The 11,355-nt window shown below is 63.7% G+C and carries 10 protein-coding genes; 2 read left to right on the top strand and 8 right to left on the bottom strand.

Translation table 11 applies throughout. The annotated features are described in order from the left end of the window. Both EOA75_RS20350 and EOA75_RS20355 read left to right on the top strand, forming a co-directional pair. Window positions 1-1,065 (top strand): toprim domain-containing protein (locus tag EOA75_RS20350; protein ID WP_245466691.1); only part of this gene is annotated, 1,065 nt, incomplete at its 5' end. A 217-nt stretch (window positions 1,066-1,282) separates the two neighbouring features. After that, window positions 1,283-2,200, top strand: a complete 918-nt coding sequence (locus EOA75_RS20355; RefSeq protein WP_095776998.1) for a hypothetical protein — start codon at window positions 1,283-1,285, stop codon at window positions 2,198-2,200. Window positions 2,201-2,276: 76 nt separating this feature from the next. Here the strand turns inward: EOA75_RS20355 and EOA75_RS20360 are convergent, their stop codons facing one another. The 8 genes from EOA75_RS20360 to EOA75_RS20395 form a co-directional block, all read right to left on the bottom strand. Then, the gene (locus EOA75_RS20360) at window positions 2,277-3,674 is read right to left on the bottom strand and encodes an NAD(P)(+) transhydrogenase (Re/Si-specific) subunit beta (RefSeq protein ID WP_067324170.1); all 1,398 of its coding nucleotides are present in this window, start codon (window positions 3,672-3,674) and stop codon (window positions 2,277-2,279) included. Window position 3,675: 1 nt separating this feature from the next. After that, complete coding sequence (locus EOA75_RS20365) at window positions 3,676-4,098, bottom strand: proton-translocating transhydrogenase family protein (protein WP_067003367.1); 423 nt, start codon at window positions 4,096-4,098, stop codon at window positions 3,676-3,678. Then, a complete protein-coding gene (locus tag EOA75_RS20370; protein ID WP_127325000.1) occupies window positions 4,098-5,366 on the bottom strand; it encodes a Re/Si-specific NAD(P)(+) transhydrogenase subunit alpha in 1,269 nt (422 codons plus the stop codon). Before EOA75_RS20370 ends, EOA75_RS20365 begins: the two co-directional genes overlap by 1 nt. An 86-nt stretch (window positions 5,367-5,452) precedes the next feature. Next, window positions 5,453-5,677, bottom strand: a complete 225-nt coding sequence (locus tag EOA75_RS20375) for an aa3-type cytochrome c oxidase subunit IV (RefSeq protein ID WP_095799174.1) — start codon at window positions 5,675-5,677, stop codon at window positions 5,453-5,455. 273 nt (window positions 5,678-5,950) lie between these two features. Then, the gene (locus EOA75_RS20380) at window positions 5,951-6,100 is read right to left on the bottom strand and encodes a DUF3096 domain-containing protein (RefSeq protein ID WP_067003359.1); all 150 of its coding nucleotides are present in this window, start codon (window positions 6,098-6,100) and stop codon (window positions 5,951-5,953) included. Between the two features lie 146 nt (window positions 6,101-6,246). After that, window positions 6,247-7,167 (bottom strand): hypothetical protein, encoded by a 921-nt coding sequence (locus tag EOA75_RS20385; RefSeq protein ID WP_245466692.1) that lies wholly within the window; start codon window positions 7,165-7,167, stop codon window positions 6,247-6,249. Window positions 7,168-7,390: 223 nt separating this feature from the next. Next, complete coding sequence (locus EOA75_RS20390) at window positions 7,391-9,706, bottom strand: EAL domain-containing protein (RefSeq protein ID WP_127325001.1); 2,316 nt, start codon at window positions 9,704-9,706, stop codon at window positions 7,391-7,393. A 255-nt stretch (window positions 9,707-9,961) separates the two neighbouring features. Then, the coding region (locus tag EOA75_RS20395; protein ID WP_206517019.1) for a DUF6537 domain-containing protein at window positions 9,962-11,355 on the bottom strand (1,394 nt) is incomplete at its 5' end.

An 11,355-nucleotide genomic window follows, 5' to 3' on the forward strand; every position in this document is an offset into this window, starting at 1 on the left:
ATCCTGAATGTCGAGCGGGCGCGCTTCGACCGTATGCTCAGCTCCGACATGATCGGCACGCTGATCACGGCGCTCGGCACCTCGATCGGCAAGGACGAGTTCAACGCCGACAAGCTGCGCTACCACAAGATCATCCTGATGACGGACGCCGACGTCGACGGCGCCCACATCCGCACGCTGCTGCTCACCTTCTTCTTCCGGCAGATGCCGGAGCTGATCGAGCGCGGCCATCTCTACATCGCCCAGCCGCCGCTCTACAAAGTGACGCGGGGCAAGAGCTCGCAATATCTCAAGGACGAAAGCGCCTATGAGGAATATCTGATCGAGTCCGGGCTGGAAGAGGCTTCACTGACGCTCGCCTCCGGCGAGGTGCGGACCGGACAGGACCTGCGCGGCGCGGTCGACGACGCCTTGGCGGTGCGGCACCTGATCAACGGGCTGCACACGCGCTACAACCGCAGTGTCGTCGAGCAGGCGGCGATCGCCGGCGCGCTCAACGCCGACGTGCTCGCCGATCTCGGCCGCGCCACCGCCATGGCCGAACACGTCGCCAGGCGGCTCGACATGATCGCCGAGGAGACCGAGCGCGGCTGGAGCGGACGGCTGTCGACCTCCAATGACGGGTCGGGCGGCTATGTCTTCGAACGCACCGTGCGCGGCGTCAAGGACGCGGTCCAGCTCGATGCCGGGCTGATCAATTCGGCCGATGCGCGCCAGCTGGACCGCTATGCAGCGCGCCTGGCGGAAGTCTATGGCGAGCAGCCGGCGCTGCGCCGCAAGGAGACTTTCGAGCTCCTTTCCGGGCCGCTGGCGCTGCTCAACGCGGTGTTCGCGGCTGGCCGCAAGGGACTGACCATGCAGCGCTACAAGGGCCTTGGCGAGATGAACGCCGAACAGCTCTGGGAAACCACGCTGGATCCGAATGTGCGCTCGCTGCTTCAGGTCAAGGTGGCCGACGCGACCGACGCCGACAGCCTGTTCTCACGGCTGATGGGCGACGAGGTGGAGCCGCGGCGCGAGTTCATCCAGGACAATGCGCTGTCGGTGGCCAATCTGGATATTTGAGGACCGTGCCATCGGGCCTCTCAGCCTGCCGTCGGTCCGCCGTCCGTGGCGGATGGGGTGATCCGACCGGAACAGAAGGTCTCCTGAAACATTGTGACAGATCGATCACAACTTGTTTCAGGAGGTTTCGATGGGCCGCGGTATCTTGCTCTGGTTGCTCGGGGTTCCGATTCCGATCATCATTCTCATCATGCTTTTTGCCCGCTAGGAGGCTTCGATGCAGCCCACCCTATCGGCAACCGATGCTCCCGGTACGCTAGAATCCTCCGCCACCGCCGTCAGTTGGGGGCCGATCATCGCTGGCGCTTTCGCAGCCTCGGCTTTGACTCTCATCCTTACCTTGCTCGGCTCCGGACTCGGGCTGACGATGGTTTCGCCCTGGTCCGCGTCGAATCCTTCGGTCACCACCTTCGCGGCTACCACCGGCGCCTGGTTAATCGTCGTGCAATGGCTGTCGGCGGGCCTAGGCGGTTATCTTGCCGGGCGGTTGCGGACCAAATGGGTTGGCGTCCACACTGACGAGGTCTATTTCCGCGACACCACCCACGGCTTCCTTGCCTGGGCGCTGGCCACGTTGCTTGTCGCCGGTGTTCTCGGCTCGGTCCTGTCGGCTGCAGTTGGGACGGGCGTGCAGGCGGCATCCACTGTCGCGTCGGGCGCCGCGATGGGTGCCTCGGCAGGCGCGTCGGCAAACGCCAACGGCGCCTCGGTCGACAATGCGACATCGTATTTCGTCGACACGCTGTTCCGTCCGGCGGATGCGAGCAAGCTTGCAGCCGCCAATCCGCAAAACGACGCGGCGACCACGGCGCAAGCGTCTCGCATCCTGGTCGCAAGTGCCGCCTCCGGTGAGGTGTCGGCCGACGACAAGACCTACCTGGCGCAGCTTGTGACTGCCCGCACAGGCCTTCCGGAAGCCGACGCAAAGGCCCGTGTCGATGCGGTGCTTGCAAAGGTGGAGGAGGCTAAGACCAAGGCCAAGCAGGCGGCAGACACGGCCAGGAAGGCAACGGCCTCATTTGCCCTGATCGGCGCCTTGGCGTTGGTCATCGGCGCATTCATCGCCAGCGCTGCCGCAGCTCTCGGCGGCAAGCAGCGCGACGAAGACGAGGCGCTTTTCCTGTCCAAAGGCTAGACTGAACCATCCGGTGATTGAAAGACAAAGCCCGGCTCACGGCCGGGCTTTTCGGTCTTTGAGATGGCAAGCCGGATCAGTGATCGAAGGCCTTGACGATTTCCTCGGTCATCTTCTTGGCGTCGCCGAGCAGCATCATGGTGCCGTCCTTGTAGAACAGCGTGTTGTCGATGCCGGCATAGCCCGAACCCAGCGAGCGCTTGACGAACAGGCAGGTGCGGGCCTTGTCGACGTCGAGGATCGGCATGCCGTAGATCGGGCTGCTCTTGTCATCTCGCGCGGACGGGTTGGTGACGTCGTTGGCGCCGATGACATAGGCGACATCGGCCTGGGCGAATTCGGAGTTGATGTCCTCCAACTCGAACACCTCGTCATAGGGCACATTGGCCTCGGCGAGCAGCACGTTCATGTGGCCGGGCATGCGGCCGGCGACCGGATGGATGGCGTATTTTACCTCGACGCCATTGGCCTTGAGCTTGTCGGCCATCTCGCGCAGCGCATGCTGCGCCTGCGCGACCGCCATGCCGTAGCCGGGCACGATGATGACCTTCTGCGCGTTCATCATCAGATAGGCGGCGTCGTCGGCCGAGCCCTGCTTGACGGTGCGCTCGATGCCGTCGTCGGCAGCCGCAGCCGTCTCGCCGCCGAAGCCGCCGAGAATGACGGAGATGAAGGAGCGGTTCATGCCCTTGCACATGATGTAGGACAGGATCGCACCGGAAGAACCGACCAGCGCACCGGTGATGATCAGCGCCAGATTGCCGAGCGTGAAGCCGAGCGCCGCTGCCGCCCAACCGGAATAGGAATTCAGCATCGACACCACGACCGGCATGTCGGCGCCGCCGATCGGGATGATCAGAAGCACGCCGAGCACCAGCGAAGCGGCGACGATCAGCCAGAAGATTAGCTTGGATTCGGTGGTGACGAGCAGCACGATCAGCACCACGAGGGCTACGCCGAGCGCGATGTTGATCAGGTGGCGGCCGCCGATCATGATCGGCTTGCCGGACATGCGGCCGTCGAGCTTGAGGAAGGCGATGACCGAGCCGGTGAAGGTGATGGCACCGATCGCGACGCCGAGGCTCATCTCGATGAGCGCCTGGGCATGGATGTCGCCGGCCGTGCCGATGCCGAAGCTTTCCGGCGCGTAGATTGCTGCCGCCGCCACCATGACGGCGGCGAAACCGACGAGCGAGTGGAAGGCGGCGACCAGCTGCGGCATCGAGGTCATGGCGATGCGGCGCGCCACATAAGCGCCGACGCCGCCGCCGATGGCAAGCCCGAGCACGATCAGGCCGAAGCGGCCAGCCGAGGGCAGCGCCAGCGCCAGCGTGGTGGCGATGGCAATGCCCATGCCGATCATGCCGTAGAGATTGCCCTGGCGGCTGGTGGTCGGATGCGACAGGCCGCGCAGCGCCAGGATGAACAGGATGCCGGAGACCAGATAGAGGAAGGAAGCGAGATTGACGGTCACGTCACTTTTCCTTCTTCTTGTACATGGCGAGCATGCGCTGGGTGACGAGGAAGCCGCCGAAGATGTTGACCGAGACCAGCACCAGGGCGATGAAGCCGAAGCCCGCCGCAAGGCCGGAGGCGGCGATGCCGACGGCAAGCAGCGCGCCGACGACGATGACCGAGGAGATGGCGTTGGTGACGGCCATCAGCGGCGTGTGCAGCGCCGGCGTCACCGACCAGACGACATAATAGCCGACGAAGATCGCCAGCACGAAGATGGCGAAGCGGAAGACAAAGGGATCGATGGCGCCGCCCGAGAGCGCGTGCGCGGCGTTGCCGGCAGCCTCGGCGCCGGCGGGCGCATTGGCGAGATCCTGCACCGCGAGGCGTACGGCAGCGGTCGCCTGATCGAGCTGGTCGAGGGCTTTCTGCAGCTGTTCCATCACGCGGTCCCTTCTGGCTTAGGCGAGGGTGACTTGGCTGCGGCCCTCCTCCTGGGCGCCGGTTTCTTGTCGGCGGCATCCGCGACCAGGACCGTGGCCGGGATCGCAGCCGGCTCGGTGCGCGGCTGCCCGGCGGCCTTGGCGAAACTGGGGTGCACGATTTGGCCGGCATCGGTCAGCATCGTCGCCTTGACCAGCTCGTCATCGCGCTTGATGGCAAGGGTCTTCGTCACCTTGTCGACCATTGTCTCGAGGAAGGCGTAGAGGTTCTTGGCATAGAGCAGCGAGGCGGATGCCGCGACACGACCGGGCACATTGAGATGGCCGACGATCTTGACGCCGTTTTCCGTCGTCACGACCCTGCCGGGTTGAGCGCCTTCGACATTGCCGCCGCGTTCGACCGCAAGGTCGACGATCACCGAGCCCGGCTTCATCGAGGCGACCATGGCGGCCGACACCAGCTTCGGCGCCGGACGTCCAGGGATCAGCGCCGTGGTGATGACGATATCCTGCTTGGCGATGTGCTCTGCGGTCAGGGCCGCCTGCTTGGCCTGATATTCCTTCGACATTTCCTTGGCGTAGCCGCCGGCGGTCTCCGCCGCCTTGAACTCCTCGTCCTCGACCGCCAGGAACTTTGCGCCGAGCGACTGCACCTGCTCCTTCACCGCCACCGACGTGCGTCCGGCGGTGACGACGGCGCCGAGACGGCGCGCTGTGGCGATCGCCTGCAGACCGGCGACGCCGACGCCCATGATGAAGGTTTTTGCTGCCGGCACCGTGCCCGCCGCCGTCATCATCATCGGCAGCGCGCGGTCATATTCGGCCGCCGCATCGACCACCGCCTGGTAGCCGGCAAGATTGGCCTGCGAGGAAAGCACGTCCATCACCTGCGCGCGGGTGATGCGCGGCATGAACTCCATCGAGAAGGCGGTGATGCCGGCACTGGCCATCGCGGCAAGCGCCGCATCGTTGCCGTAAGGATCCATGATGGCGATGACGGCCGCGCCCGATTTGTAGCCCTTGAGCTCGGCATCGGTCGGCCGGCGCACCTTCAGCACCACATCGGCGTTCTTGGCGTCCCCGGCAGTTCCAATCGTGCCGCCGGCGGTGACAAATTCCTGATCGGTAATGCGCGAGCCCAGGCCGGCGCCCTTCTCGACGATCACCTCGAAGCCCAGGCCCGCCATCCTTTTCACCGTCTCGGGCGAGGCCGCGACTCTCGGCTCGTTCGCGTCAAGCTCACGAGGGATGAATACCGTCTGCCCCACCGCATGATCCTTTCGGCTGGAACCTTGCTGCGCAAGGCGTCGGCCGGGACCTCCGGCGGAACGTCAAACGCAATGGCTTGGAGAGTCTACCGCAGAATGAAATAGCCGACCGCCATGATCACGATGAACAGGATGGTCGCCGAGAAGAAGCCGCCCGCGAAGAAGCCGAAGGCCATGGCCAGCAGAATGGCGGCGCAGACGAGCGAGCCGTATTTGGCCAGCGCGAGGAATGCGTTGTAGGTACGATCATGCTCGGCATAGTCCATCTGCGCGCCCAGTTCGACAGGACCGGTCGGCGTGTGATCAGCCATAGGAATACCCCTTCGAAAATGCCTTCGAGGCACATAGCGAAAAGCCGGAGCAAGAGCAATGGCGCTATTGCCGCACGGCCGGCGACAACAGCCTCAAACGAAAGTTGAAATGGGCGGAAGCTAAAATTGCGATGGCAGGCCCTCGCCGTGGCGAGGGGCATCGTGGGCCTTTAAAGCGCGTCGCGCTGAATCGGATTCAGGCGAGACGCTTCAAAGCTCGTTTTGATGGGTGCCGTTGCCCAGAACCGCTGCACGGTTCCGGGCGAGATTGCATTAGGCGGCGAGGTGCGGAAACAGGCCGAGCAGGCCGACCACGATCAGATAGAGCGCGACGATGTAGTTGAGCAGGCGCGGCATCACCAGGATCAATATGCCGGCGATCAGCGAGATCAGGGGCGTGAGCGCAAGCGAGTGGATGGTCATAATCGTACTCCTTCCCGTGAAAAACCCGATTTGAGCCGGCGACAAGCCTGGGGGTCAAGAATGCGGCGCCGCCGATGATCAGTGACGCCGGTACTCGTAACGCGGGAGCCGCGGGGAAGGTTCATGAGGCGCGGTAGGACGCCCGTTCAGGCGGCATCGCGATAGTATTTGGCCGTCGGTACGATCGACAGAGGGGTGAGCCGGTTGATGGCCGGATTGGCGAACATCATCCGCTGCTCCACCGGCGTCGACTTGAAGAACGGGAAGCGGTCGAGCGTCTGGCGCAAGTTTTCACCGCAGGGGATCTCGAACAAGGCGATCGGCGCAAGGACACCCGGAAACACCTTGCCTTCTGTCCGCTGCACGGCATGGAAGATGCGGGCGTAGTAGGCGGAATGTTCGACCTTGACCGGCGTCAGCACGGCCGTCTGGCCAAAATAGCTGGAAGCCACCATGCCGAGCCTCAGCGTCAGGAAAGGCAGGACTCCGGGCGCGGGCGCGCTATCCGCGTCGGTTGCGAACCGGGTTCCGTCTATGAAGGTTTCTCCGCGGGCAAGCCGCTCTGCCAAGATTTCCGGATAGGCGTCGACAGAGGGCGAATAGGGGTGCTCGCGGGAAATGTAATGGAGCCGCAGCGTGCTGACCAAGTGGCCATCGAAATAGACGCCGAACCGGTAGGAATTCGGCAGGTTGTCCCAGCGATCCTCGAACATCCCGCTGGCGATCGGGCCGCACATGCCTGAGCGCAGGTAGGACTGATAGCGAAGGCGGTAGATCGCCTCCAGATCCTCGCCCCCCGTGATCAAACGATAATCGACATGCTCCAGCAATTGCATGATCGAACGATTCAGCGCCGAGCCAGCATTTGCGCCGGCGTCAGCCTGCGCATCGTTTCTTGCAGCATCCATCCTCAAGTCCTCGTATCCGCCTGTAAACAGGCTATTCGAGTCAAAATGAGACACAAGCCGAAAATTCGATACTGCTGGTTTACCTTCTGTTAACCTTAACAATGCGCCGGAAAGGGTTGCGCGGAAAAGTCGACCGCACACTCGGACCTTGGCACGCATCCGATGTCAAGGAGTTCACAGATGCCAGAGCTGAAAGGACTTGGCTGCCGCAGCTACCGGTAATATAGGGCATCAAGCCAAAATACTTTGCCGTATTGAATTGCTTAGAGAAAACAAATGTGAGCTTTTGATCCTGAACAATCGGGTCAAAACCTTCCGATTGGACGAAAATTGCTGCGTAGCCAACGCAACGCGCATTCTTAATCCTGAATGATGAAATTCCCTATCTGGCCGACCGTCTGGGGGCGAGGCGCAGGTCCGCGGCGAATGGCCAGGTGACGTTTGACATCGTCTCGATGCCGGACGCGCTGAGCGCGGCGCCGAACAGGAAGCCTTGCACGAGGTCTGGCTTGACCGAACGCACCAATATCTTCAGCTGCTCGAAAGTCTCCACCCCTTCGATCGTGACGACCAGGCCCAGCGTCCGGGTCAAGCCGACGATACCCTTCAGAAGATCGAGCGACTGGGGGCTCTGGGTCACGTCGATCAGGAAGGAGCGATCAATCTTGATCTTGTCGAGCGGCAGCTTGTGCAGGTAGCTGAGGCTGGAATAGCCGGTGCCGAAGTCGTCGAGCGCGATGCGGACGCCCAGCGCTTTCAGCTCTTCGATCAGCTCGCGGGTCAGTGATTTGTCGTCGAGCAGGGCAGTCTCCGTCACCTCGATCTCGAGCCGGTGCGGCGCAAGGCCCGACGCCGCCAGCGCATCACGCACCTTCTGCACGACGTCGCGGTTGCGGAAGTCCTTGGCCGACAGGTTGATCGAAACGCTGGTCTGGGCCGGCCATTTGGCGCATTCGGCGCAGGCCGCCTGCAGCACGAAAGAGCTGATCTCGGAGATGATGCCCATCTCCTCGGCCAGCGGAATGAAGACGCCCGGCGAAATCGGGCCGAGATCGGGATGATCCCAGCGGCAGAGCGCCTCGCAGCTGGCGATGCGCATGGTGCTCATCGACACGATCGGCTGGTAGACGACGCGCAACTCCTTGGCTTGCACGGCGCTGCGCAGATCGGCCTTCATCAGCTGGCGATTGCGGAAGGCGGCGTCCATCGATGCCTCGAACAGCCGCCAGCTGTTCTTGCCGAGCTCCTTGGCTTTGTAGAGCGCGAGGTCCGCCTTGACGATCATACCGTCGACGTCGGTGTCCTTGACCACGGACAAGACCGCGCCGCCGCTGGTCTGGATGCGCAGGCCGTGACCGGCGACGTCGACTTCGCCCTGCAGGCCGGCGAAGATCTCGTCGAGCAGGCTGCTGAGATGGCTCTCATCCTCGATGCGGTCGAAATAGATCATGAATTCGTCGCCGCCGAAGCGGCTGACATTGATGCCCGGCCCGGCAACCGCTGCCAGCCGCTCGGCTACGGCGTAGATCAAACCGTCGCCGACCGGGTGGCCGAGCGTGTCGTTGACGCTCTTGAAATCATCAAGGTCGAGCACCGCCAAGCCGCAGAGCCGGTCGCGGTCGCCGGACGCCATGGCCTCGCCGACCAGCTCGTGGAAATAGGCACGGTTCGGCAGGCCGGTGAGGTTGTCGTAGCGCGCCATGAAACGGATCTTTTCCTCCGCCTCGACGCGGGCCGTGACGTCCTCGAAGGTGATGACGCCGAGTTCCTGGCTGCCTTCGCGCGCGGAGAACTCGTAGTGCTGGCCATTGGCGAGCGACACGAGCACCTTGCGGTCCCGGCCCTCGCGCAAGGCGCGCGTCAGCTGCGCCTCGATGTAGCGGCAATCCTTCGGTGCCAGCATGCCGCCGGCGACGCCGCGCATCAGAAGGCCGTGGATCGAGCGCCCGAGCAGCGCGTCGGCCGATTTCAGCGACATCAGATGGGCGGCCTCGGCATTGGCGACGGCGACGCGCCCGTCGGGGCCGAGCATGACCAGGCCGTGCGACATCGTGTTGAGCGCGCGGTCGAACCTGCGCGTCAGGTTTCTCGCCTGCTTGTGGCCGATGACCGCCGAGAACAGCACGTTGCGGACATGATCGGCGCCGGTGATGGTGATGAACGTCATCGGGATGATCATCAGGCCGAGGACGACGGAGGGCGCGTCCATGCGCAGCAGGAGCGCGAGAGCCGCCGGACCGATGAAGGTCACGGAAAAGATCCGCACCATGCGCGGCGACCCATAGTTGCGGGCGACAACGGTGACCAGGGTCGCCAGCGTGAGCGACATTGCCGCGAGCTCGGCGAACGGTTCGGGATATATGTAGATCGACACGAAACACAGCGCGCCCAATCCGAGACCCTGAAGGCAGCCCTTCAGGATGTAGCTGCGCTCCAACCGCTGCGCGTGTTCGACATCGGCAATCGCGCCGCCTGTCCTCAGGAAGCCGCGAATGCCGAAGTAACGGATAAGGCTGACGGAAAGCAGGGCAAAAGAAAACGCCAGGAACAGGGGATTGTGGGTGCGCAGATAGATCATGACTCCGAGGATCCAGTAGCACGCGCCACCGATCAACAACATGTGCGCGTTGTCGAACAACGACCGCACAAATTGGATATAAACATCCGCTGGGATGCTTTCGGTCTTTGTTTTGCCCATAGGGTCGGCCCAACGCTAAGCCTTGTCATGACACAACCGCCTTAAGAAAGGCTTAGAACAGAACCGCCTTGAGCAGCGGCTTCGGTCTGCCGGCCAAGGGCCGCAAAGGACCTAACGCATGTCACCCACAAGTGCGCAGCGGTTTTGGGAGAACGACCTGCATCGAACAAAGGCCTAAAGCGCCTCTCCTGGATCCATTTCCACGCGAGGCGCTTTAGGCCGACCGACGAAAACTTCGGGATTGGTCTGGCGCAATCACTCGGCAGCGCTGAGAACGGGCACCGGAGCGGCCTCGGTCAGCCGCTGCAGCAGCCTGGAGCGCTCTTCGGACGCCTTGGCGGCGCTGGCCTGCCGGACATGGCCATAGCCGCGGATGAGCGCCGGAACGGAGGCCAGAGCGGCGGCGGCCTCGACCTTGCCCGGCGCAAGTGCTGCGGCGATCAGATCGAGATCGGCCTCGTATTGCGCAAGCAGTTGCCGCTCGGCGCGCCGTTCGGCGGTATGGCCGAACAGGTCGAACGCGGTGCCGCGCAGGCCTCTCATGACAACAAGCAGGCGAAATGCCTTCATCATCCACGGGCCGAAACTCGATTTCCTCGGCTTGCCGTCATTGCCGCGCCGCCCGAGGATCGGCGGCGCGAGGTGAAATTCCAGCTTTTCGTAGCTTTGGAACTGCCTTGCGAGATCGGCGGCGAAGCTGCCGTCGGTGTAAAGCCGGGCCACCTCATACTCGTCCTTGATCGCCATCAGCTTGAACAGGTTTTTCGCGGCCGCCTCGGTGACGACCGTCGAGCCGGGAACCGCTGTCGCCTCGGCTGCGCGCAGCGCCGCGACCCTGTTGGCATAGCGCTTGCCATAGGCGGCGTTCTGGTAGGCGGTGAGGAAAGCCACCCGCCGGGCGACAATGTCGTCGAGCGTTTCGGCGGGTGCCGATGCCGGCTTGCCGGTATGATCGACCAGGCCGCGCACGAAATCCGGCTGGTGCGCGGCACGACGGCCCCAGCGAAAGGCGGCGATGTTCATCACCACCGCTTCGCCGTTCAATTCTATCGCTTTTTCAACGGCTTCGGCCGAGAGCGGCAGCCCGCCATGCTGGAAGGCGAAGCCGAGCATGAACATGTTGGCGCCGAGCGAATTGCCGAACAGCGCGGTCGCCGTGCGGGTGGCATCGAAGAAGTGGGCCTTGTCGTCGCCGGCGGCGGCACGGATCGCCTTCTTCAGCCGCTCGACCGGCAGCGAAAAATCGGCGGAACGGGTGAATTCGCCGGGCATGATCTCGGCGGTGTTGGCGAGGAACATGGTATGGCCCTCGCGCACCGCGGCGAGCACCTTTTTGGCGCCGGAGACGACGAGGTCGCAGCCAAGCACAAGATCGGCCTTGCCGGCGGAAACGCGGATGGCGTGGATGTCCTCGGGCGTCGGGGCGATGCGGACATGGGTGAAGACCGAGCCGCCCTTCTGGGCAAGGCCCGCCATGTCGATCATGCCGCAGCCCTTCCCCTCGATATGGGCAGCCATGCCCAGCACCGCGCCGATGGTGACGACGCCGGTGCCGCCGACACCGTCGATGATCGCCGCCCAGCCCTGAGATCCGAGTGGAAATTCGCCGGGTGACGGCACGCCTTCGAGCGGATCGCTCTTGCCGGCAA

The organism is Mesorhizobium sp. M1A.F.Ca.IN.022.07.1.1 (assembly GCF_003997575.1).
In the GTDB taxonomy this organism is placed as follows: Bacteria; Pseudomonadota; Alphaproteobacteria; order Rhizobiales; family Rhizobiaceae; genus Mesorhizobium.